Annotated in this window: 17 protein-coding genes; 8 read left to right on the plus strand and 9 right to left on the minus strand. The window is 50.0% G+C overall.

Annotated elements, in window-relative coordinates:
• Window positions 1-137 precede the first annotated feature (137 nt).
• Window positions 138-2336, minus strand: coding sequence for a prolyl oligopeptidase family serine peptidase (locus ACFS7Z_RS06355; RefSeq protein ID WP_377482475.1), 2199 nt, complete (start codon window positions 2334-2336; stop codon window positions 138-140).
• A gap of 274 nt (window positions 2337-2610) precedes the next feature.
• Here ACFS7Z_RS06355 and ACFS7Z_RS06360 point away from each other — a divergent pair, with 274 nt between their 5' ends.
• Window positions 2611-3267, plus strand: coding sequence for a 2OG-Fe(II) oxygenase (locus ACFS7Z_RS06360; protein ID WP_377482477.1), 657 nt, complete (start codon window positions 2611-2613; stop codon window positions 3265-3267).
• A 49-nt stretch (window positions 3268-3316) separates the two neighbouring features.
• Here ACFS7Z_RS06360 and ACFS7Z_RS06365 read toward each other — a convergent pair whose 3' ends face one another.
• A complete protein-coding gene (locus ACFS7Z_RS06365) occupies window positions 3317-4318 on the minus strand; it encodes a sugar phosphate nucleotidyltransferase (protein WP_377482479.1) in 1002 nt (333 codons plus the stop codon).
• A 339-nt stretch (window positions 4319-4657) separates the two neighbouring features.
• On the opposite strand from ACFS7Z_RS06365, the gene ACFS7Z_RS06370 reads away from it, so the two are divergent.
• From ACFS7Z_RS06370 to ACFS7Z_RS06380, 3 genes are all read left to right on the plus strand, one after another.
• The gene (locus ACFS7Z_RS06370) at window positions 4658-5236 is read left to right on the plus strand and encodes a LemA family protein (RefSeq protein ID WP_377482481.1); all 579 of its coding nucleotides are present in this window, start codon (window positions 4658-4660) and stop codon (window positions 5234-5236) included.
• A 70-nt stretch (window positions 5237-5306) separates the two neighbouring features.
• The gene (locus tag ACFS7Z_RS06375) at window positions 5307-5744 is read left to right on the plus strand and encodes a TPM domain-containing protein (protein ID WP_377482483.1); all 438 of its coding nucleotides are present in this window, start codon (window positions 5307-5309) and stop codon (window positions 5742-5744) included.
• Window positions 5745-5752: 8 nt separating this feature from the next.
• Window positions 5753-6523, plus strand: coding sequence for a TPM domain-containing protein (locus ACFS7Z_RS06380; protein WP_377482485.1), 771 nt, complete (start codon window positions 5753-5755; stop codon window positions 6521-6523).
• Between the two features lie 80 nt (window positions 6524-6603).
• Here the strand turns inward: ACFS7Z_RS06380 and ACFS7Z_RS06385 are convergent, their stop codons facing one another.
• Entirely contained in the window at window positions 6604-7206 is a 603-nt protein-coding gene (locus ACFS7Z_RS06385; RefSeq protein WP_377482487.1) for a hypothetical protein, read from the minus strand.
• 248 nt (window positions 7207-7454) lie between these two features.
• Here ACFS7Z_RS06385 and ACFS7Z_RS06390 point away from each other — a divergent pair, with 248 nt between their 5' ends.
• Window positions 7455-10079, plus strand: a complete 2625-nt coding sequence (locus ACFS7Z_RS06390) for an ATP-binding protein (RefSeq protein WP_377482489.1) — start codon at window positions 7455-7457, stop codon at window positions 10077-10079.
• On the opposite strand, the gene ACFS7Z_RS06395 is transcribed toward ACFS7Z_RS06390, so the two are convergent.
• Window positions 10080-11468 (minus strand): sigma-54-dependent transcriptional regulator, encoded by a 1389-nt coding sequence (locus ACFS7Z_RS06395; protein ID WP_377482491.1) that lies wholly within the window; start codon window positions 11466-11468, stop codon window positions 10080-10082.
• Between the two features lie 375 nt (window positions 11469-11843).
• Window positions 11844-12197 (minus strand): hypothetical protein, encoded by a 354-nt coding sequence (locus ACFS7Z_RS06400; protein WP_377482493.1) that lies wholly within the window; start codon window positions 12195-12197, stop codon window positions 11844-11846.
• Between the two features lie 318 nt (window positions 12198-12515).
• Between ACFS7Z_RS06400 and polA the strand changes: the two genes are divergently transcribed.
• Window positions 12516-15362 (plus strand): DNA polymerase I, encoded by a 2847-nt coding sequence (gene polA / locus ACFS7Z_RS06405; protein ID WP_377482495.1) that lies wholly within the window; start codon window positions 12516-12518, stop codon window positions 15360-15362.
• Window positions 15363-15507: 145 nt separating this feature from the next.
• Here polA and ACFS7Z_RS06410 read toward each other — a convergent pair whose 3' ends face one another.
• Window positions 15508-16923, minus strand: coding sequence for an SGNH/GDSL hydrolase family protein (locus ACFS7Z_RS06410; RefSeq protein ID WP_377482497.1), 1416 nt, complete (start codon window positions 16921-16923; stop codon window positions 15508-15510).
• Between the two features lie 12 nt (window positions 16924-16935).
• A complete protein-coding gene (locus ACFS7Z_RS06415; RefSeq protein ID WP_377482499.1) occupies window positions 16936-18168 on the minus strand; it encodes an OmpP1/FadL family transporter in 1233 nt (410 codons plus the stop codon).
• A gap of 357 nt (window positions 18169-18525) precedes the next feature.
• On the opposite strand from ACFS7Z_RS06415, the gene ACFS7Z_RS06420 reads away from it, so the two are divergent.
• Window positions 18526-19428 carry an NAD(P)/FAD-dependent oxidoreductase gene (locus tag ACFS7Z_RS06420; RefSeq protein ID WP_377482501.1) on the plus strand — a complete coding sequence of 301 codons (903 nt, stop codon included), beginning with the start codon at window positions 18526-18528 and terminating at the stop codon, window positions 19426-19428.
• 25 nt (window positions 19429-19453) lie between these two features.
• Here the strand turns inward: ACFS7Z_RS06420 and ACFS7Z_RS06425 are convergent, their stop codons facing one another.
• Both ACFS7Z_RS06425 and ACFS7Z_RS06430 read right to left on the minus strand, forming a co-directional pair.
• Window positions 19454-20299, minus strand: a complete 846-nt coding sequence (locus ACFS7Z_RS06425) for a cyanophycinase (protein ID WP_377482503.1) — start codon at window positions 20297-20299, stop codon at window positions 19454-19456.
• A 102-nt stretch (window positions 20300-20401) separates the two neighbouring features.
• Complete coding sequence (locus ACFS7Z_RS06430; RefSeq protein WP_377482504.1) at window positions 20402-21268, minus strand: sterol desaturase family protein; 867 nt, start codon at window positions 21266-21268, stop codon at window positions 20402-20404.
• Window positions 21269-21620: 352 nt separating this feature from the next.
• On the opposite strand from ACFS7Z_RS06430, the gene ACFS7Z_RS06435 reads away from it, so the two are divergent.
• Complete coding sequence (locus ACFS7Z_RS06435; RefSeq protein WP_377482506.1) at window positions 21621-21803, plus strand: hypothetical protein; 183 nt, start codon at window positions 21621-21623, stop codon at window positions 21801-21803.
• Window positions 21804-21814: the final 11 nt, after the last annotated feature.

Genomic DNA, 21814 nt, shown 5'->3' on the forward strand with positions numbered 1-21814 from the left:
TGAATCTAAAAAGGAGCGGCACGCCTGTTGCCGGGTATGCCGCTCCTTTCTGAGGTTCTTCCCCCCTCAGGAAAACAAAAAAACCGCGCTACCTTATCGGGTAGCGCGGCTATACTATAAGGATATATTAAAATCCCTTATTGATTCTGATACGGGTTCAGGCCCATATTTTTGTAGATAAAGGCATACGTATCAGCATACTCCTGAATAACAAGGGAAGTGGGCTTTCCGGCACCGTGTCCGGCACGCACATCCACCCGAATCAGGTATGGGTTGCCTGGAGCACCTTTTGCCTGAAGCTCTGAGATAAACTTAAAGGAGTGTGCCGGCACCACACGGTCATCGTGGTCAGCTGTTTTTACCAGCGTTGCCGGGTATACCACACCTTCTTTGATGTTGTGCAGCGGAGAGAAGCCATACAGGTTCCTGAACTGGGCAGCATCGTCTGAGGAGCCATACTCCGGTACCCACGCCCATCCAATCGTAAACTTATGGAAGCGCAGCATGTCCATTACACCCACAGCCGGTATCGCCACTTTGGCCAGCTCAGGGCGCTGTGTCATAAAGGCACCCACCAGCAAACCGCCATTAGAACCACCGGCCACAGCCAGTCTTTCGGAGGAAGTATAGCCCTGCTCAATCAGGTATTCTGCAGCAGCAATGAAGTCATCGAACACATTCTGTTTGTTTGGCGTCATGCCGGCTTTGTGCCAGTCCTCGCCGTACTCGCCGCCACCGCGCAGGTTTGGCATGGCATACACCCCGCCGTTCTCCAGCCACAGCATGTTGGCAATGCTAAAGCTTGGTGTAAGTGAGATGTTAAAGCCGCCATAGGCATACAGGTAAGTTGGGTTCTGGCCGTTCAGCTCCAAGCCTTTCTTGTGCACAATAAACATAGGCACTTTGGTGCCGTCTTTTGAAGTGTAGAACACCTGCTTTGTCTCATAGGCATCGGTACTCACGTTTACCTCTGTTTTGCGGAAGAGCGCTACCTTGTTGGCCAGTACATCGTAGCGGTAGATGGTTGGAGGAGAAGTGAAGGAAGTGAACGTGAAGAACACTTCGGTATCCTCTTTCTCGCCGTTAAAGCCGCCTACAGAGCCAATGCCCGGCAGTTCTACGTCAGTTAGCTTTTTGCCGCTGTTATCATAAACTACTACCTGGCTGGTGGCGTCTTTCATGTAAGTTGCAATGATGCGGCCTCCTGCCGTAGACACGCCCGTAATCACGTTCTCGTTTTCAGGCACTATTGTCTTCCAGTTCTGCTCCTGCGGCTTCTTTGGGTCGATGAGGACAAGGCGGTAGCGCGGTGCGTTCTTATTGGTCTTCACCAGCAGCTTATCGCCCATGTTATCCACCACATCATACTCAGACTCAAAGTTCTCCACAATAGGTTTTATGGTTGACTTCGGGTCTTTCAGGTCTTTGTAGTATAGGGCATTGGCACCGCTGGCTCCCTCTGATACATTCAGGATCAGGAAGCGCTCATCATCAGTAGTCTGGCCGTAGAAGTTGCGGAGCGCATGCTGCTTGTCTTCATACACCAGTTTGTCCTGGCTCTGTGGCGTGCCCACTTTGTGGTAGTACACTTTGTGGAATTCGTTCTTATTCGCCAGTTTGTTGCCTTCTGTAGGGGCATCGTAGCGGCTATAGAAGAAGCCGTCTTTGTACCAGCTCGGACCAGAGAACTTTACCCACTCCAGCTGGTCGTCCAGCTTTTTGCCGGTAGCCGCCTCCATCACATGGTAGGTGTTCCAGTCAGAGCCGCCGCTGGAGGTGCCATAGGCCACATAGCGGCCATCCTCAGAAAATGCCAGTCCTGTAAGCGCTACTGTTCCGTCTTCAGAAAGCTTGTTCGGGTCGAAAAATACTTTTGGCTCTGCCTCCAGTGTTTCCTGCACATAGAGCACGCTCTGGTTCTGCAGTCCATCATTCTTATAGAAGTAGTACTTGCCGTTTTCCTTGAAAGGGGCGCCATACTTCGGGTAATTCCATATCTCGGTCAGGCGGGACTTAATTTTGTCACGAAAATCTATGTCGCTCAGGTACTCCTGCGTTACCTCATTCTGCTCCTCAATCCACTCTTCTACCTCCTCGTTGTGCGTCTCCAGCCAGCGGTAGGGGTCTGCAACTGAGGTGCCGAAATAGTCGTCGGTATGGTCAATCTTTTTGGTGTCAGGGTAATCTAAATCAGTCTCAGCCGGAGCAATGGGGGCCGCGGCCGTGGTAGTGTTTTCTGTGGTCATGCCAGTAGCGGTTGTATCGGTTTGTGTTGACTTACATGCCGAGACGGCCGTTAAGCCGCCGGCCAGCAACAATACTGTTGTTTTCTTCATAAGGGCTACGCCTGTTAATTTGTTTAAGGTATAGTGAAATAGAATCGAACAATATACGCATTTTTACTCAAAACAGCTTTGGTGATGCCTGTGCAGCTGTTGTTGTGAAGGACGTCTTGCCGCTGAAACACAAGAGATTAAGGACTAAAATTTCTGCCACCATACATGTGCAGACATTGCTTTTAGCTTTACATTTACCAGCTTTGTTTGTTTATACAGTAGCCAAAATTGCTAATGGCAAGTATAACAGGGGCAAACAAGAAGCGAAAAGTATATGACTGAAGAGCTGGAAGACGAAAAACTGCTTCACAAATTCGAACAGATAGCTGACCGGCTGTCAGAGAAGGGCTATGCCATTGTAGACAATTTCCTGGAGGCGCAGGAAGTGCGGAACCTTCTGGATGTGCTCACGCACCATCAGGAGCAGGGAACCTTCAAGAAAGCGGGCATCGGGGCTTCAAACCAACTGCAGGTAGACAAGGAGGTGCGTGGAGACTACATCCGCTGGATTGAGCCGCAGAACGCGCTATCCCCGACACAGGTGTTTCTGGACCGCATGAATGAAGTGATGCGCTACATTAACCGCACCTGCTACCTCGGCCTGAAAGACTATGAATTTCACTTTACGGTATATCCTCCGGGCTCCGTGTACCAGCGCCATATCGATCAGTTTAAGACAAACGACCACCGCAAGCTGTCTTTTATCTTTTACCTGAACGAGGGCTGGCTGCCCGAGCACGGAGGCAACCTGCGCCTGTACCTGCCAAAGGAAAACGGGGAAGAGGAAGAAGTGGATATCCTGCCGATTGCCGGCCGCCTGGCCTGTTTCCGCGCCGACCTGATTCCGCACGAGGTATTAGCCGCCACACGCCACCGCTACAGCCTCACCGGCTGGATGCTCGACCAGTTGAAGGAACTGACGTTTTTGTAGAAAAGGAAAACGACCTCGCAGGAGCTGCGCACGCTGCGAGGTCTTAAAGCTACTGCCCAAAGTTAATCTCTGTGCTGTCGCCGATGTTGAGGCTGTGGCTGAAGCCTTTGAAGGAGGCATCGCTGCCGATGATGGAGTCTTGCATCACGGCAAAACGCAGCTCAGAAAAAGAGCCGATAATAGAGTTGCTCAGGATGCAGTTCTCGATGGTGGCATTATCTCCAATCGCTACGTTAGGGCCGATAATAGAATTGTAGATGGCGCAGTCGCTTCCAATGCTGACAGGCGGAATGATAATGCAGCCCGGGAAATGCTCGCCCAGGTTCTGGTTCCGGTGCTTCTGCCGGTTCAGCAGGGTGGCATTTGCTTCCAGCAGCGTTTCTTTGCGGCCACAGTCAAACCAGTGGTCCACACTCCACGTCACCATCTTCTCACCTTTCTTCACCATGTGCATCAGCGCATCGGTCAGCTGGTATTCGCCCTGTGTCCGGATGTCCTCGGCCATAATATACTCCAGCGATTCCACCAGTTTTTGCGGCTGTACAATCTTATAAAGACCAACCAGAGCGAAGTTGGACTTCGGGATTTTCGGTTTCTCTACCAGTTTGGTGATAAACTCATCTGTACCCACTTCCGTCACACCAAACAAAGATGGCTTGGCCACTTTCTTCACACCCAGAACAGAATAGGGTGCTTTAATGATGGCAGCCAGGTCTACGTCCACAATAGCATCGCCCAGCATAATCAGCACGCTGTCTTCCTGCGCATAGGTATGGCGGGCAACCCACAGCGCATGGCCCAGCCCTTCCCGCGGCTCCTGTACCACAAACTCAACACTAATCTGCGGGTACTTGCGGCGCACATAATGCTCTACTTTCTCTCCTAAATAGCCAATCACGAAAACAAAATCCTGTATACCTGCCTCCAGCAGTTTCTCAATGATATGACCCAGAATAGTATTATCCGCCACAGGCACCAGCGATTTTGGCTGTGTATGCGTGTGTGGTCTTAATCTTGAGCCTACGCCTGCTACCGGAATAATTGCTTTCATATATGATACGTTTCCTGCAATATATTAAAATATACCTATCAATTCAACGGAAGCTGCTACATCAGGTTCACACATAACCGGAGAACAAAGGAAGCAGCAGGCGAATGATCCCTATGGAACAGTAAAAGCCCAGCCCCACAATTTAACCGCCTGAATCGCCTTCCATCAAACCTGTAATTTCCATTTTTGTTAAAGCTCACAGGCTCTCATCAAATAAGGCAGTACATGTTATTTTCTTCATGTTTTACTGTCCTGCTTAACGCAGCTTTCGTAAATTCGTACTGATATCGCCTGCAACGGCTAAACGTAACGTATATAAAAGCTTACTAACACCCAATTATGAAGAAACTGTTTTTTTACCTGATCGGATTTGTAATACTGGCCTCTCAGTCCTCCTGCGGCTACAACACCATGGTGCAGAAAGATGAGACGGTAGAGGCCCAATGGGCAAACGTGCAGAACTCTTACCAGCGCCGCGCTGACCTTATACCCAACTTGGTAAACACGGTGAAAGGAGCCGCCAACTTTGAGCAGGAGACCCTGACACAGGTGATAGAAGCCCGTGCCAAGGCTACCAGCGTGAACATCAGTGCGGATAACCTGACACCAGAGAACATTCAGCAGTTCCAGGCGGCGCAGGGGCAACTGTCCGGAGCTTTATCGAGGTTGCTGGCTACCGTGGAGGCTTATCCGGAGCTAAAGGCAAACGCAAACTTCCAGGAGTTGCAGGCGCAGCTGGAGGGCACCGAAAACCGCATATCGGTAGAACGGCGAAAGTTTAACGAAGCTGTGCAGGATTACAACACAACAGTCCGCTCGTTTCCGAATAACCTGATGGCCGGCGTGTTTGGCTTTGAGAGAAAAGGCCATTTCGAGGCAGAGGCCGGTGCTCAGACAGCTCCAACCGTACAGTTCTAAGTTGCTGGTTGCTACCTGTTGACTTTTGTATGAGAACGATGCGTAGCAACCAGCTATCAACAACCAAACTATGCCAAGAGACACGATAACCGCAGCCGACGAGAAAAAAATAATCGCTGCCATACAGGAAGCCGAAAGTAATACTTCGGGTGAGATACGGGTGCATGTGGAGAGCAATTGCGAGGGCGATGTGCTAGACCGCGCCACAGAGGTATTTGCTGAGCTGCACATGCACCAGACCGAGCAGCGAAACGGAGTGTTGTTTTATGTGGCTCTCGAAGACCACCAGTTTGCGGTGCTGGGAGATGCCGGTATTAATGCTATTGTGCCGGACCATTTCTGGGAGGACATCACAGCGGAGGTCATCAAAGACTTTAAGCAGAAAAAATACGCGGAGGGGCTGGCAAAAGGCATACTCATGGCGGGGCAGCAACTAAAAGCGCACTTCCCTTACGACACCAAGGGCGACATCAACGAACTGAGCGACGATGTCTCGTTCGGAGACTAACCATACATATGAAGCACATTTTATTCCTATACTTCTCTCTCCTGAGCTTCACTGCTCTTGCCCAGAACAGTGATTTCCCGCCAAGGCCTAACCCGCCCCGCCTGGTAAACGACATGGCAGATATGCTGAGCGCTGAAGAAGAGCAGGCGCTGGAGCAGAAGCTGGTAAATTACAACGATACCACCTCCACACAAATTGCTGTGGTCACCCTCAACTCTATCGGGGGCTATGATGCAAACCAGTATGCGGCCGAGCTAGGCGAGCGTTGGGGAGTTGGCACCGGCAATAACGACAACGGCCTGGTTATACTGGTGGCGAAAGATGAGCGCAAGGTGGCCATACAAACGGGCTACGGCATGGAGGAGTATGTGCCGGACGCTATTGCCAAGCGCATTACGGAACGCACCTTGAAGCCTAATTTTCAGAATGGCGCCTACTACAAAGGCCTGGACGAAGCTACCGGCCTCATCATTGGCCTTGCAAGCGGCGCTTACCAGGGAGATCCTACAACTAACAGCGGCGGTGAAGAAGGAGGCCCTTCCATCATGTTCATCATCATTATTGTCATCCTGATCGTGTTTATCATCTCGCGGAGAGGCGGCGGGGGCGGAGGACGTGGTCGCAGGGGATACTCCCGCACCTTTGGCGGTCCTATAATTGTACCAGGGGGCTTCGGTACCTTCCGCACGGGCGGCGGCATGTTCGGCGGCGGCGGTGGTGGCTTTGGAGGCTTCGGCGGCGGTTCGTTTGGCGGCGGCGGTGCCAGCAGCAGTTGGTAACCGGAAGCAGGAAGTAACGCTAAAAACAGCAGAAGAGGTGATAGCAGGAGAAGCAAAGTCTCCTGCTATCACCTCTTCTGCTATATACCGCCCATATTCGCTGCAAGTATAGACAAGATACTTACCATGGCAACACCTGCACCAAAGCCTGCAGCCGCTTTGCCTATTTTGCGACGGTGGGCCTGTTCTCTATATGCCTTCTGGTAAACAGGGTCTTTCTGTAGATGGTGGTTTGGGTTATCATCGGTCTCCACGTTGGGTTTAACGGCAGAGACAACGGTGCCAGTGGCAAAGCCAGCCAGGGGGCTAAGGATAGTAGAACTCATTGTGGTCCAGAAAACACCCTTCCCCTTATAGTATGCCTTTGCATCCAGCTTTGCCTGTAAAATGAGTTCCTGCCTTTCCTGTAGTTCAAGCGCTTCCTGCTCATAGCTGATTTCAGGGGGAGTTGCTGGTTGGGTGGCATACATCCGCTTTACATGCGCTACCTCCTGGCGGGGCAAGGTGTAGGCAGGGCCACCTACATCGCTCAGGTAACGGTAAGTAACCGAGTCAGCTCCTATGCGCATTACTTTGCCAACAATTTCGTTTCCGCTTTTCGTCAGAATAATATCCTGGGCGCATACCGCTGTAGAAAGGAGGTATAAGGGCAGCAGGAGTATGGATTTTAATAATAATGGCATGGGGAAGCACAGGTAAAATTTTAGGCAGCCAGGCTTCTGGCTGTTTTGCATTGCTTACGGCTGCCACAATATTTTGATATAAATATTCTTGACTACTGTTTAAACGCAATATTCAATGATTTGAATGCATGGTGGTTTTGTCATATTTAATCCCGGCAATGGTAGGGTTTTAAAATAATTTTTTTCTTTTTTACCGTTATAGGAACTTAGTAGCCTTTAGGCTTCTTTAGAAGCAGAAGAAAAGATCTATGAGATTATTCAGGGATAGCACCAAAACGAAAGTGATAGTAGGTTTCGGGCTGGCGCTGAGCATTGTGCTTGCAGCCATCTACCTTACCTACACCAGCTTTACAAAACTGCTAAACTCCGTGGACGTGCTTTCCAGGCCTAACACGAAGTTAGCGGAAATGCAGTTTACCCTGGCCACTATCTCCACTGCAGAGAGCTCCATCAGAGCCTATACCCTCACCACCAAAGAAGAGCACTTCAAGGCCTACCTTAGCCACCTCGACACGATTAAAAGCCAGATTGACTCCCTGCACTTACTCGTGCAGTACAATCCGCAGGAAGTAGCGCAGGTAGACTCCATTGCCGCTTTGCTTAAGGCAAAGCAGGAAAGCCTGGAAAGATATGTAGCGCTAAAGAAAGAACAGCAAAGCCTAGACTACTCGGCCAAAGCAATGCGCCAGATAGCCTCCACGGTAGAGGAGCAGCCGCTGGCCACCACCATCAAGCAGCACACCACCACTACCATCTCCGACAGGCTGACCAATTTGCCGCAGGATACGCCCACGGTCGCGCCGGAGCAGGAAGCGCCCAAAGAGGAAAAACGCGGATTCCTGAACAAGATATTCTCAAAGAAAGAGAAAGAAGAGCCCAGGCCAGCGCCGCCACCGAGGGTGATTGTGCCGCAGCTTAATGTTACCCAGGAGATAAAGATAGACACCAATGCTACTGCCCCACCGGCAGCTCCCCTTGCCAAGGTGCGCCGTATCCTGCACAACGTACAGCGGGAGTCGGACCGGAAAAAGGAGCAACTGCAGGCAAAGGAACTGGCGCTGCTGCAACAGGACAAGCAAATCATGGATCAGGTGCGTCATATGATGTACAAGATGGAGCATAACGAGCAGGAGCGCATGCTGCAGAATTCCTGGAACGCCAGAGCAGTGGCCAAAGAGACGTCTATGGTGCTGTTGCTGATAGGCATTTTCGGGCTGGTTGCCGGTGTTGCCTTTATCATACTTATTCTCCGCGACATCACGCGCAGCAACAACTACAAAACAAAGCTGATAAAAGCGCAGAAAGAGGCAGTACAACTGGCCCGGGCAAAAGAGGCTTTTGTGGCGAACATGAGCCACGAGATGCGCACGCCCCTCAACGTGATCCTGGGCTTTTCGCAGCAGCTGCGCCACACGCCACTGCTGCCGCAGCAGGAGGAGCACCTGCAGGCGGTGAACGGAGCCGGCGAGCACCTGCTGCACATTGTGAATGATGTACTGGATCTCTCAAAAATAGAAGCCGGAAAGCTGCACATTAACCATACAACCTTCAGCCTGAAGCAAATGCTGAAGGAGGTGGAGCAGGCATTTGCTTTGAAAGCCTCCAGCAAAAGAGTGCACTTCCTTTTCCGGGCCGACGAGACAATTCCGGACACGCTGCAGGGTGATGCCCTGCGCCTGAAGCAGGTGCTGTTTAACCTCGTGGATAACGCCATTAAATTTACCCACCAGGGGCAGGTACTTGTGGGCCTCAGGCTCAAGAGTATACGCCGCACCCGTGTGGTGCTGAGCATCGCTGTGTCAGACACGGGAATAGGTATACCAGAAGATAGGATACAGGATGTGTTTGGGGAGTTTAACCAGGCTGACAGTTCTATCCTGCGCAAGTATGGCGGCACCGGGCTTGGCCTTTCTATCAGCAGGAAATTGGTGGAGATGCTGGGCGGTACCCTCTCTTTGCACAGCGTAGTTGGCAAAGGCACCACCTTTACGTTTGTGCTGCCGCTACAGGTAAGCAAAGAGGCCTTGCCTGTGGCCCCTGACATTGCGCCAGCCCAGTCTACCACGTTCCAGGGGCTTAAGGCCCTGGTTATTGATGATGATGCCTATAGCCGTAAGTTGTGCGAACTTATACTAAGCAGGTGGGGCATGCAGGTATACCTGGCAAATGATGGGAAAGAGGCCATGGATCAGGTGCAGCAGCACCAGTTTGACGTGGTCCTGACAGATATACAGTTGCCGGGCGTCAGCGGTAAAACAGTGGCACGTAATATCCGCAGGCATGACAAGGAAGTGCCCATTTTAGCACTTACAGCGAACATCCTGAGTAACGAGGAAGGCTTCTATGATAACACAGCTATAACCGGGCATCTTCTCAAGCCATTCACGGAGCAGGAACTGCATCAGAAGCTGACAAAGGTGCTGCCGCCAATGCCAGCAGCTCCGGAGCCAGCAGCGTTGCCGGAAGCCGTTGTGCCGCTGCAGCCATCCGGGCAGTTGTATGACCTGAGCGAGATGCGCCTTTTCACCGGAACTGACAACGAGACGCTGGTTGCTGTACTGGAGGTATTGCTGGCCGACCAGCAACAGAGCCTGGAGGACCTAAGCGCGGCCGCTGCAGAGAAGCAGTGGGAGAAGGCAGCCAATGTAGCGCATAAAATGCTGACAGCCTTTAAGCATCTGAAAGCACATACTGTAACCCCGGACCTGCTGAAACTGGAGCAGGTTTTACATACTGGCAGAAAAGGCAGCGATAGCTTACAGGAAACAGTGGCCAGGATAAAGCATAACACGCCTCTGGTACTGGCAGCACTGCAGCAGGAGGTAGAAAGCCTTGCAGTGGAGACCCTGCAGCCTCTGCCACAGAATTATTAATCAGGCATCAATATTATAAAGTTTCAGCTTGTTGTAAAGAGTCTTCCGGTCGATGTTCAGTAAACGGGCTGCTTTGGACTTGTTATACTTCACCCGCTCCAGCATCTGCAGGATCATCTCCTTTTCGTTGCGCTCATTTATACTCTTCAGGTCGGTTTCAGAAGTGGTTACAGGGGCAGCTGCAGGAAGTTCCTCATCTCTCTGTACTTCTGTCGCTGCTGCAGGAGAGTAGCTCCTGATTTCAGCAGGCAGCTCCTGCAGGGTTATCATGTTGCCTTTTGCCAGCAGCACACCCCGCTTCACCACGTTTTTCAGCTCCCGCAGATTGCCAGGCCAGTTGTAGGCTTCGAAAGCATCTGCTGTTGCTGTATCAAGGCCAGCCACGTTTTTCTCCATCTCCTGGTTTGCCTGTTGCATAAAATAGTTGGCAAACAAGAGCACATCCCCATCCCGGTCGCGCAGTGGCGGCACATTGATTTTGAATTCATTCAGGCGATGGTACAGGTCCTCCCGAAACTGCCCGTTTGCCACAGATTGTTGCAGGTCTTCGTTGGTGGCTGCCAGCACCCGCACATCCACATCCAGGTCTGTTGTGCTGCCAATCTTACGTACTTTCCGCTCCTGCAGGGCCCGCAGCAGCTTAACCTGAATCTCGTAAGGCAGGTTTCCGATCTCATCAAGGAATATGGTGCCGCCCTCGGCCGCCTCAAACTGGCCCTGGGTGTCTTTCATGGCTCCTGTAAAGGCTCCTTTCACATACCCGAACAGCTCACTTCCCGCTAACTCTTTCGACAGGGCACCACAGTCGATGGCGATAAAGGGCATATGCCGGCGTTTGCTGCGCTCATGAATCATGCGGGCTACATACTCCTTGCCAGTACCACTCTCGCCTTCTATGATCACAGACAGGAAGGTAGGGGCAACCAGGGTAATGAATTCTTCGATTTGGGCTGCTTCAGGACTTTTACCCTTCACAAACTGCGTGCCGGCGGCCACGGAAGCAGGCGCTGCTGTATCTTTTGCCTCTGCTTTTTTATGCAAGGCATTCTGTATAACCAGAAGTGTTTCGTCCGGGTTTATAGGCTTTGTGATATATTCAAAAGCTCCCATCTTAATGGCTCTGACAGCCGTACGGATGTCAGCATAGTGCGTCATCAGAATAACGGGAACATTTTCAGCAAGCACCTTTATCTGGGGCAGCAGCTCTAAACCATCCTTGTCAGGAAGCCTGAAGTCGGTCAGCACTAAGTTGAAAGACGTTGCCCTGAGTTGGCGCAGTCCGTCATTGGCAGTAAAAGCAGTTTCTACATCGTACTGCTGCCTTTTCAGAAAAGACTTTAGCATGAGGCAAAACGCCGGATCATCATCAATTATTAATATTTTCGGCATAGACATGTACAAAATATTGCAGCTATCTATGTAGCAAAGCAATATAGCATATAAGTAACGTCAAAGTTACACTGATTGTTCTATACTTGCTTGCACTTGTTTGATATTGCCTGGCGCCGGAATGGAAGTGAATAAGTTGTCGGGGATTATGCGATTGAATTATGGTAATTTATTGAATGTTATTACGGATTTAAAAAAGAAAAGCCCCTGCACTTGCAGAGGCTCTCAGCCAAGGAAACTGAGCTTTCTTATACGTTGTTCTTAACTATAGTACTCCTAAGCGAAGGAAGCAGCTATGCTGTTTACAAACCTTTAATATTCTTCCAGGCAGAAGGCCGGGCAACAGTTGTTATTTCTGTTTTTTGGTAATCCTGCTTATTCCTGACCGGCGCCTTCCACTGACATTCCTTCTTCGTTAAAACGGGCAATTGCGCGCTTCTGCTCAGCGTTGGTGAACAGTACTTCATAGGTTGGCCTCGCTGCTGCAACCGGAGTTACTTTATAGATCTCACTCACCTGCCATTCTTTCAGCACATTGCTTTTAAGGGCTTTTTTTACACCATCAGGCAGTTCTTCGGCAGTAATCTGCAGCTTCCCTGTTTCCAGCTGCACTTGTTCTGTTGCCTGAGGAAGCTGTGTAGACGGAGCCTCAGCAGACTGAGCCCGGGCTTCTATTGAGAACATGCCGCATGTTGCGATAGCAATTGCCAATACGGTTGCTTTTTTCATCTTGATTTGTTTTTTCCACGGGCAGTATGCCCTTCCTGCATTCCTGTATGGGATAACTGTGCCAGAATAAAATTCTAAGTTGTAACATCCTGTGCTTTAATGTACTATTATTTTAGTAACTATTTCTGGTATTATGAGAAGCAGCTAAAGTTGTAGAAACTTTCTACACATTATCCAACAACACCACAAAGTGAGCGGCAGGATGACGGTGTAAGTGCAGAAACAGAAACAATTTACCTCCTCTTCACTTATAGTAAGGAAGCAGTTGCAGTAGCCACCGTTTAACTTCTGTTGCTGAAAATTATTTACCTTTATAGCATGAGCGAACCACGTAAGAAACTGTTTCTGTTAGATGCCCTGGCTCTGATATACCGGGCGCACTTTGCCTTCAGCAAGAACCCGCGCATCAACTCCAAAGGCATGAACACCGGCGCTGCCCTTGGCTTTACAAACACACTGGTAGAGGTGCTGCAGAAAGAGCAGCCGACTCATATTGGTGTTGCCTTCGACTCCGCCGCCAAGACTTTCCGTCACGACAATTTTGCAGAATACAAAGCCAACCGGCAGGCGATGCCGGAGGATATCTCCATTGCTATACCTTATTGCAAGAAGATAATAGAAGCCTTTAATATTCCGGTGCTGATACTGGATGGCTACGAGGCCGATGATATTATTGGCACCATGGCTTGCAAGGCTGAAAAGGAGGGCTTTGATGTGTACATGATGACGCCTGACAAGGATTACTGCCAGCTCGTGACCGAGCACGTTTTCCTGTACAAGCCGGCTTTTCTGGGTAACGCCGTCGATATACTGGATGTGAAGAAGGTGCTGGAGAAATGGGAGATTGAGCGTGTAGAGCAGGTAATCGACATACTGGGCCTGCAGGGTGATGCCGTAGACAATATACCGGGTATACCGGGCATCGGTGAGAAAACAGCCAAGTCGCTGATTCAGCGCTTTGGCTCTGTGGAAAACCTGATTGCCAATGCCGACCAACTAAAAGGGAAGCAAAAGGAGAACGTGATTAATTTTGCGGACCAGGGAATGATGTCGAAGGAGCTTGCCACCATACATTGTGATGTGCCGCTGGAGTTCAGCGCTGAGGCGCTCCTGTACAATGGCCCGAACGAGGAGCAGGTGACAGAGCTGTTTGCGGAGCTGGAGTTCCGGCAGCTGGCGCAACGCGTATTGGGCCAAAGCCTGGCTTCGGCCATCACGGCACCCGCCAGCAAACCAGCGCGTAGAGGTAAGTCTTCAGATCAGAGCCAGACTTCCCTGTTCGGAGCGGCAACTGCAACAGAAGACACAGCTGTGGCAGTGGAAGAGCAGGCACCGGCAGCACTGCAAAGCATCAACACCACGCGGCACGATTATCACCTCATCCATACCCCTGAACTGCGCCAGAGCCTTGTAAAGTACCTGCTGAAGCAGGACGAAGTCTCCTTTGACACCGAGACTACCAGCGTAGACGCCATCACAGCCCGTCTTGTAGGTATGTCATTTTGCTACCGCGCTGGAGAGGCCTATTATGTGCCTGTGCCAGCCAACGACCAGGAGGAGGCGAAGCGCATCGTGGCAGAGTTTAAGCCGGTGCTTGAGAACCCAAACATTGCCATGATAGGCCAGAACATCAAGTATGACATCCTGGTGATGAAGAATTATGAGGTGGAGGTTCAGGGGCCGATCTTTGACACCATGCTGGCGCACTACCTGCTGGAGCCCGAGATGCGCCACAACATGGACGTGCTGGCAGAAACTTATCTGAACTATACGCCTGTACCTATCACGGATCTAATTGGACCAAAAGGAAAGAACCAGAAAACGATGGCCGACCTGGAGCCGGAGGAAGTGAAGGATTATGCCTGTGAGGATGCTGACGTTACGCTACAGCTGAAGTATTACTTTGAGCCGCTGCTGCAGGAGCAGGGCCTGATGAAGCTTTTCCGGGATGTTGAGACGCCGCTGGTGCAGGTAATTGCTGATATTGAAAAAGAAGGCATCAGCATTGATTCTGACGCACTGGCTGATATATCGCTGCAGCTGGAGTCTGAAATTGCAGGCATAGAAAAGCGGATTTTTGAGATTGCCGGGGAGCAGTTTAACATTGGTTCTCCGAAGCAACTGGGCGAGATACTGTTCGATAAGCTGGAGCTGCACGGCAAAAGCAAGATCAAGAAAACCAAGACAGGCCAGTATGCCACCGGTGAGGAGATACTCTCTAAAATAGCCAGTGAACATAAAATTGTGCGCCTTATACTGGAGCACCGCGAGTTGTCGAAGCTGAAATCTACTTATGTGGATGCGCTGCCGCAACTGGTGTGTTCGTTAGACGGAAGGGTGCATACTTCCTTTAACCAGGCAGTAACCGCCACCGGCCGCCTTAGCTCTACCAATCCGAACCTGCAGAACATTCCTATCCGGACGGAGCGTGGCCGCGAGATACGCAAGGCTTTTGTGCCCCGCAACAACAAGCACCTGATTATCTCTGCCGACTATTCGCAGATTGAGCTGCGCATCATGGCTGACTTCAGTGGTGACCCTACCATGAAAGAAGCCTTTAAGAACGGTATTGATGTACATGCCTCTACTGCCAGCAAGGTGTTCCACGTGCCACTGGGGCAGGTAGACAGCGAAATGCGCCGCAAGGCCAAAATGGTGAATTTTGGTATCATTTATGGCATCTCCGCTTTTGGCCTGGCCGAGCGCCTGATTATTCCGCGGCGGGAAGCAGCAGACATTATCGAGGCTTATTTCCAGGAGTTCCCTGCTATAAAGGAGTATATGGACAGTACCATCGAGAAAGCACGCGAACTGGAGTATGCAGAGACACTGCTGGGCCGCCGCCGCTACCTCCGCGACATTAACTCGCGCAACCAGACGGTGCGGGCTTTTGCCGAGCGTAACGCTATTAACGCTCCCATTCAGGGAACTGCCGCCGACATCATTAAAATAGCGATGATCAATATCCAGGATTACCTGAAGCAGGAGAAGCTGCATACGCGCATGATTCTGCAGGTGCATGATGAACTTCTTTTTGATGCCCCAAAAGAAGAAGTAGAGGTTGTAACGCCGAAGATTGTAGAACTGATGACAAACGCCTTGCCGCTGAGCGTGCCAATGGAAGTTGGCCTGGGCGTAGGCGAGAATTGGCTGGAGGCACATTAATTCCTGACACAGCATATTATACCCAAACAAAAAGGAGCTACCTCTTCAGTAGCTCCTTTTTGTTTGGATTGATTTGTGCAGTTCAGCCACAAAAAAAGCACCCCAACCTGGGGTGCTTTTTAGTATTTACTTTAAACTTAAATCTTTACGGGAAAAGAACCGCACGATACTGTGTCTCATCTACTGTTGGCACATTGGCCTTGTATTTCCCATTTATAGCCTTCAACATTTCATTTGCAACAATGGCATAGCCTCTCGGAGTTAAGTGCACACCATCCAGAGAGAAAAGATTACCGGAAATGAATGCAGGCGAGTAGACAACATTGTTGTTTCCAAAACCAGCCTGAACAGTATTAAAGTAGCTGTTAGCATCCCATAAAGCAAGGCCTCTGTTTGAAGCTACTGCTCTTATAATTTCGTTATAAGAGTTGGTAGCAGCCTTCACCGCATTTTGCTCATTGGCATCCAGCAGCAGAGCGCTTGGCCATGGGTTTCCTGCTGAAAAACCAAACATCTGAGTTGTATCAATGGCATAGGTTAGGAGCAACTGGGCTAAAGTACCTCTCACAACCGGATTGTCCTGGCTAGGGCTCACCTGTCTTGCTAAATCTCTCCAGTATTTACCTGTTGGCTGGCCCAGCAAACGAGCATATGGTGCACCTGTCAAGGTAAAAAGTACCCCATCCTCAGGTGCGTTTATTTCAGCTGGCTTGAACACAACTCTTTCCCTGCCAGCGCCAGTAATCGCCACCATTCTCGATATGTTGTTCGTGGTAAGGGTGTTTTTGATGGATGGTCCAACTGTTGTGAAGAATGGTATACCCGATACATTAGGAATTGTCACCAGTATACCCTCCTGCCCGTTGGCAGTAAGAGCACCCACCAGTTCAGAGTAGTTTTCATCGAAGGTGTTAACCGGCGTAATGGTGTTAGATGTCGCGGTAGAAGCGCCTCCTGATGTAGCATAACTAAGAACATCGTTGTTTCCGAGCCATAAGCTAAAGAACGTGTGGTCTGTAGACTGCTGCACACGCTGTAGGTACGTCTGGAACGCCTGGCTTTCCGGTGTGATGCGCTCGAAGTAAGGGTTGCCCTGTGCGCTGCCGTATCCTTGTCTTTTAATGTCTGCCACTTTCAAACCTGGCACGCCTAAATTCTGAACCGGGTCAGTAAACTTTGTGAAGAGTACTGGGCTTGCACTTCTGATAGCACGGTTTTCGGTAACCATCTCTGTTTCAGGAGTACCAGATGCAAGGCTTATAAGCCGAAGATACCCGGAGCCGTTTCGCTGCTCTTCTGTGAAAAGAGGCTGAACAAACTCTCCTCCACCTACTTCTTCAAACTGATCTGCAAGTATAGCAGGGTATGAGTTAAGCTGACCTTCACGGTATAGTCCGTTATCCTGAAAGCCGGCTGTAAGCGAGTTACCAACGGCCAGGTACTTTGAAAAGTCAGCCTGACCTGAACTTGCGGCTGGGACGTCTATTTCTGGATCGCAGCTGGTAAGTAACAAACCAGCAGAAAGGGCAAGTAAGCTGGATTTATATATAAATGTTTTCATTCTTATGGGAAATTAAAATTTGAAATTCAGACCAACACCCGGGATATAGGCTACAGCTTTGTAAGTACCGGAGATACCACCGGACATTGCACCCGTGTCAGTTCTTTGTTTCTTATTGATGTAAAGGAAAGAGGCATCGATGCTGAGATTGTCAGAGACAGCGAAACCAACACCGGCAGAAAGACCTAAGGCGTCAGCATCTGGTGTTTCCGGAGTAAGGTAGCCTTCCTGAACAGGAGAGCTGTCATAGTAGGCGCCGCCACGCAGAGCAACTGCATCAGAGAGTTTGTATTCAGCGCCTATACGGTAGATGTAGGCATCCTCGTAATTACGGGCGCTCTCAGAGAAGTTAGCACCGTTCACCTCTGCTGAGTAATCGAAGCGAAGGCTCTCATAAGCGCTCCAGCCTACGCGGCTCACATCAACGGCAACTGTTAATGCCTCGGTCGGATTGAAGCCTACACCCAACGTAAGTGTAGAAGGCAACGGAAGCTGCGCATCGAACTCAGTGCCTGCCGGAAAACGCGAGCTAATAGACTCGGCAACAGTGAAAGTTGCATCGCCGCCTTCCACTTCCATGTCAACCTTTGAGCGGTAGTTTAGTCCTATAGAGAATTTCTCTGATGGTTTGAAGAAGATACCTGCATTAAAGCCCATTCCGCTTGCATTACCGTCCAACTCAGCTCTGCCATACTCGCCCTGCTGATTCTGCACCGGAATGCTGCGCTGCAGGTTTACACCGCCAACTGCGTATACAAAACCAACACCTACACCAATCTGGTCTGTGATCTGGTAGCTTAGTGTAGGCTGAATGAATACAGCCGTTAAAGAAAGTTCATTCAAGCCAAAACGGCCACTCCACTGGTCACCCCAAACTACAGAAGAACCAAAAGGCGTGTAAACACCCAGGCCTGCCTTCAGTTTATCGTTGATACCAAATACACCATACACCTGGAAAGGATTTCCAAATGGGTTGTCTGTCATGGCCTCCACGCCGCTAGGCTCAGGAGCTCTATACGCGATTTTGGAAATAATGCCAGAAGCACCAATAGTCACTCCGTTCTCCCGCAGGTAACTCATGGCGCCTGGGTTAAAGAAGATGCTGGATGTTCCTGTTTGAATACCAGTACCTGTGTGGCCCATGCCAATTTGGCGCTGGCTGGCCAGGTTTACCTGATATCCTCCGGCCATGGCTGATGCCGAGAGTAATGTACCGCTTAACAAGGCTAAAATTTTACTTTTCATAAACGCGAAATGTGTTGTATTGTGATGGTTAGTCTAAACAAATATATCGCTAATGCTGCTACTGGCAATAGCTTTTTCAAATATTTTTCATTTTGAGTCGAAAAATAGGAGAGTAGGCCGAAACAGTGCAAAAAAATACTGATTTTTAGCACCCAGGAATAGGCTTTTTTAGAGTTATTTTCTTGCCTAAATGGCTTTTTGGCTGACAATGACGCTGTGAATGAGGCCTCTGTAAAAACTAGTGTCAGATTCTGTTGCCTTAAATGCTAAGGATAAAGTATAATTTAATCCTGCCATTTCGTCTATCTTATTCTGCTGCGCTACGTTTAGAAATCTTCGGAATAAGAGAAGAAGATTATGTACGATGTTATTATAATAGGAGGCGGCCCGGCCGGACTGAATGCGGCGATGTTACTGGGACGCTCCAGGCGAAAAGTGGTTGTTTTTGACGGTGGTCAGCCCCGGAACCGCTGGGCCAGGAACATGAATGGCTTCCTGAGCAGTGACGGTGCAAAGCCGGGAGAGTTTATACAAAAGGGCAGATCAGAACTTGTAAAATATGGTGTTGAACTGAAGCAGGTGGAAATAGCCTCTGCCACGCATAGCAAAGGGCAGTTTGTAGTGAATGACAGAGAAGGCACCGTATACCATTCCCGTAAACTGTTGCTGGCTACCGGCTTAAAAGATGTATGGCCGGAGGTGGAAAACTTTGAGGCATTCTACGGCAAAAGTGTACACCATTGCCCCTACTGCGACGGCTGGGAAAGCCGGGACAAAGCTATTGCCGTGTACGGCAAAGACCGCAGTGGTATTGGGCAGGCACTGGCCATGAAGAACTGGAGCGATGACGTGACGCTATTCACTGACGGCACTGACGAACTGCAGCGCGATGACCTGGAACTGCTGAAGGTGAATGAAGTGCAGGTTGTGAAAGAGAAGATTCTACGCCTGGAAGGTGAGGATGGGAACCTGCGGCATATTGTATTGCAGGGTGGTGAGAAGCGTGCGCAGCAGGCAATGTTCTTTTCGGAAGGTACAGAGCAGCAATCAGACCTGGGAGAGATGCTGGGTTGCGAGTTTACCAGCGATGGTGTTATAAAGACCCGCCGACTGCAGAAGTCTAACATACCAGGTCTTTACGTGGCCGGAGATGCCGCCCGCGATGTGCAGATGGTTATTGTGGCAGCCGCAGAGGGTGCCAAAGCGGGTATTGCCATCAACATGGAACTACAGCAGGAAGACAGGAAGAAAGTGGGGTAAGCCAGTATAGGCTAAGCAGAAAGCGCTACTTCTCTGGTAAAGCCTGGGGAGTAGCGCTTTCGTTTTGCGGTACCGACTGAAACAAGTGATCCCGCAGGCAATAGCGATAGCCGTGCACCAGCAGGTGCATTTTCAGGTTTTCCACAGCTATGGGCTCGTTCTCCTCAACGTCCCGGGTATTGGAAAAACGAATTTCGCTGGCATCTATAATAGTCACCACACCTGAACCAAACACTTCTACCTGGTCTCCTTCCTTAATGATGATGCCTGTTTCTTCACTTAGCCCAATGCCTACGTATTCGGGATCGTGGGCTACGGCATGGGCCAAACGTCCAAAGCGGCCGCGCTCTGCAAAATGCGAGTCAATGTATACATGTTTAATAAAGGAGCACCCCTTCGTGGTCTTCATCTCGCCCTTGATAAGGGAATAATGGCCATAGCCGTTGTAAATCATACGGTCAGACATGACAGCTGCACCAGCGCTTGTGCCCGATATGATGATGTCTTCGGTGCGGTAGCGGTAGCGCATGATGTTGAGTAGTTCCGTGCCATTCAAGAAGTTGGCAAGCCGCACCTGATCCCCGCCTGTAAAAAAGATAACGTTCGCTTTGCTGATGCGCTGTATATTGTCGGCTGTATCGGCAGGATGGTCTTCATCTATATGCATAAAGCGGACGTTGCTGCAGCCTAGTTCTTCGAACGCCTCCTTATAGGCATTTCCAGAGTCGATCGCATCCAAAGCTTGTGGAGTGGCTGTGGCTATCACTTCTATGTGCGAAGTCAGCTCACATATATTAGATCGGATCAGCTTTATCAGCCCCTCGTCATCTCCTCCCCCCAACGCAATCAGCTTACCTTTCACTTGTTCCATAGTTCATCTATACTCAAAGATTTATCTTATACTATGTATCGTGCTGTCAGGTTGGTGCAATAATAGGCTCTGCTGAATTTTATGCGCTTTTATACTTGTATGTTAAGGCAGCAGCTCCTCCTGTGGAGAATGTGCTACCCGTTCCGGTACGGTGCCGTCAGGTAAGTGCCAAGGCCGCTGCCGCTCAAAAGGCATCAGGAAGAGGTGCTTCACAGATTGTTCCTTCGGATCGCGGTAGGCCGGCACGCCGATAGTAATTTCGTCCTGCGGCACATTCAGGCGCAGCGATTGGTGCAGGCGGTCCCACCACGAGAAGATGACGGAGAAGTTGCTGTTGGTTTCCCGGGCTACAATGGAGTGATGGATGCCGTGCATGCGTGGCGTAACCATTACCTTGCACAGTTGCCGCTCTACCTGGTAGGGTAGCCTCAAATTAGAATGGTGAAAGGCAGTGCAGCCCTCAAAAATGACTTCATAAAAAAGCACCAGCGGCGCAGGCACGCCAAGCAGCGCTATAGCTACACTTCGGTAAGGCACAGAGGCAATGTTCTCTCCAACATGGAAGCGCCAGGCAGTAGAAAGGTCCAGGTCTAGGTCGATGTGGTGCACGTTATGGAAGCGCCAGAGTATGTCGGACTTGTGCAGCAGCACGTGCCACAGGTAATTGGTATAATCTAGCAGCAGAAAACCAGCGGTATAGCGAACCCATTGCGGTAGCCCGAGCCGCTTCAATAGACCAAACCTATGTTTGTTAGCCAAGCGTGCCGCGGCAAACATAGCTGGTACCAGCAGCAACCGCAGCGCAGGCAGAGCGGTGGCAGCAACACTGCCATTCTCCAGGAGTCGCTCAGGCCTGGGGCGTGTGCGGCTGCGCAACTGCCGCTTTGTCTCCAGTAAAAAAAACGCTGCCGCTGCCACTCCTAGCAGCGGCATGCCTATTTTATCAAACTTCGGGAACAGGATTCTCATCTCCTTTAGCTACCGCTAAAACCAAGGCTATGTTACGGCTCTGCCTGCTGCTGCGGGCAAAAACTGCAGATAAATTAAGAGGAGCAGCATGAGCAGCTGAAAACAAAAAGAAGAAATATGTTCGGTAGCGAACAATCAACTGTTCGGCACCGGACAGTTCAGACCATTAAATAAACCATGCCTTATTTCATAATTAATTGAAAGTCAGAACGTTATTTGAATTGGCACGTTAAATGTAATCAAACAATTATAAATAAAAAAAATTATAAAGCGCTGAAGCAACCTTTTGACCTAAGGCGCTATCTATTAGAGCAGAAGATAAATAAAATAAAAACCTTTAAAACGTACGGCCATGAAAATTATAATCCTTCTTTCCGCTTTCTCATTCGGTTTCGGTGCCAATGTTAAAAAGTCAGCAGATGACTTGAAAAGCATCTCTTCAAGATATGAGATGAAACTAAACCAGAATGAGCTAAAAAGATACCAGCAACTCCCTAACCTGCTGCCAGAAGTAGAAGTTATTGCTCAAAGCTAGTAGCCTCTGCT

The sequence above is a fragment of the Pontibacter toksunensis genome, assembly GCF_042686245.1.
Taxonomy (GTDB): domain Bacteria; phylum Bacteroidota; class Bacteroidia; order Cytophagales; family Hymenobacteraceae; genus Pontibacter; species Pontibacter toksunensis.

Coding starts and splice junctions, on each gene's coding strand:
- ACFS7Z_RS06355 (WP_377482475.1), bottom strand. CDS start 2,336: ATGAAGAAAACAACAGTATTGTTGCTGGCCGGCGGCTTAACGGCCGTC.
- ACFS7Z_RS06360 (WP_377482477.1), top strand. CDS start 2,611: ATGACTGAAGAGCTGGAAGACGAAAAACTGCTTCACAAATTCGAACAG.
- ACFS7Z_RS06365 (WP_377482479.1), bottom strand. CDS start 4,318: ATGAAAGCAATTATTCCGGTAGCAGGCGTAGGCTCAAGATTAAGACCA.
- ACFS7Z_RS06370 (WP_377482481.1), top strand. CDS start 4,658: ATGAAGAAACTGTTTTTTTACCTGATCGGATTTGTAATACTGGCCTCT.
- ACFS7Z_RS06375 (WP_377482483.1), top strand. CDS start 5,307: ATGCCAAGAGACACGATAACCGCAGCCGACGAGAAAAAAATAATCGCT.
- ACFS7Z_RS06380 (WP_377482485.1), top strand. CDS start 5,753: ATGAAGCACATTTTATTCCTATACTTCTCTCTCCTGAGCTTCACTGCT.
- ACFS7Z_RS06385 (WP_377482487.1), bottom strand. CDS start 7,206: ATGCCATTATTATTAAAATCCATACTCCTGCTGCCCTTATACCTCCTT.
- ACFS7Z_RS06390 (WP_377482489.1), top strand. CDS start 7,455: ATGAGATTATTCAGGGATAGCACCAAAACGAAAGTGATAGTAGGTTTC.
- ACFS7Z_RS06395 (WP_377482491.1), bottom strand. CDS start 11,468: ATGCCGAAAATATTAATAATTGATGATGATCCGGCGTTTTGCCTCATG.
- ACFS7Z_RS06400 (WP_377482493.1), bottom strand. CDS start 12,197: ATGAAAAAAGCAACCGTATTGGCAATTGCTATCGCAACATGCGGCATG.
- polA (WP_377482495.1), top strand. CDS start 12,516: ATGAGCGAACCACGTAAGAAACTGTTTCTGTTAGATGCCCTGGCTCTG.
- ACFS7Z_RS06410 (WP_377482497.1), bottom strand. CDS start 16,923: ATGAAAACATTTATATATAAATCCAGCTTACTTGCCCTTTCTGCTGGT.
- ACFS7Z_RS06415 (WP_377482499.1), bottom strand. CDS start 18,168: ATGAAAAGTAAAATTTTAGCCTTGTTAAGCGGTACATTACTCTCGGCA.
- ACFS7Z_RS06420 (WP_377482501.1), top strand. CDS start 18,526: ATGTACGATGTTATTATAATAGGAGGCGGCCCGGCCGGACTGAATGCG.
- ACFS7Z_RS06425 (WP_377482503.1), bottom strand. CDS start 20,299: ATGGAACAAGTGAAAGGTAAGCTGATTGCGTTGGGGGGAGGAGATGAC.
- ACFS7Z_RS06430 (WP_377482504.1), bottom strand. CDS start 21,268: ATGAGAATCCTGTTCCCGAAGTTTGATAAAATAGGCATGCCGCTGCTA.
- ACFS7Z_RS06435 (WP_377482506.1), top strand. CDS start 21,621: ATGAAAATTATAATCCTTCTTTCCGCTTTCTCATTCGGTTTCGGTGCC.